Consider the following 1,198-nt stretch of genomic DNA (forward strand, 5'->3'; position numbering starts at 1 on the left):
CTTTGATCCGCAGATTTCCGAATGGGGAAACCCGGCCTTTACAGGTCATTGCATACTGAATACATAGGTATGCAAAGCGAACGCGGCGAACTGAAACATCTAAGTAGCTGCAGGAAAAGAAATCAACCGAGATTCCCAAAGTAGTGGCGAGCGAAATGGGATGAGCCTTGTACGTTTTAGCATGACGCATAGAAGAATCCTCTGGAAATAGGAGCCATAGCGGGTGATAGCCCCGTATTCGAAATGCGATGTGTGGAACTAAGCGTACGACAAGTAGGGCGGGACACGAGAAATCCTGTCTGAATATGGGGGGACCATCCTCCAAGGCTAAATACTCGTAATCGACCGATAGTGAACCAGTACCGTGAGGGAAAGGCGAAAAGAACCCCGGGAGGGGAGTGAAATAGATCCTGAAACCGTGTGCATACAAACAGTAGGAGCGGACTTGTTCCGTGACTGCGTACCTTTTGTATAATGGGTCAGCGACTTACATTCAGTGGCAAGGTTAACCAGATCGGGAAGCCGTAGAGAAATCGAGTCCGAATAGGGCGTTCAGTCGCTGGGTGTAGACCCGAAACCAAGTGATCTACTCATGGCCAGGATGAAGGTGCGGTAACACGCACTGGAGGTCCGAACCCACTAATGTTGAAAAATTAGGGGATGAGCTGTGGGTAGGGGTGAAAGGCTAAACAAACTTGGAAATAGCTGGTTCTCTCCGAAAACTATTTAGGTAGTGCCTCAAGTATCACCATCGGGGGTAGAGCACTGTTATGGCTAGGGGGTCATCGCGACTTACCAAACCATTGCAAACTCCGAATACCGATGAGTGCGAGCTTGGGAGACAGACGTCGGGTGCTAACGTCCGGCGTCAAGAGGGAAACAACCCAGACCGCCAGCTAAGGTCCCAAAGATTGGCTAAGTGGAAAACGAAGTGGGAAGGCTAAAACAGTCAGGATGTTGGCTTAGAAGCAGCCATCATTTAAAGAAAGCGTAATAGCTCACTGATCGAGTCGTCCTGCGCGGAAGATGTAACGGGGCTAAGCCAGTCACCGAAGCTGCGGATATGCGTAAGCATATGGTAGGAGAGCGTTCTGTAAGCCTGCGAAGGTGGTTTGTAAAGACTGCTGGAGGTATCAGAAGTGCGAATGCTGACATGAGTAGCGATAATGGGGGTGAAAAGCCCCCACGCCGTAAGCCC

Annotated in this window: 1 rRNA gene; it reads left to right on the forward strand. The window is 50.3% G+C overall.

From position 1 onward, the window contains the following. A 23S ribosomal RNA gene (locus tag AC3WOS_RS28530) occupies positions 1-1,198 on the forward strand; the annotation flags it as partial.

This window comes from Rugamonas sp. FW305-51 (assembly GCF_058786935.1).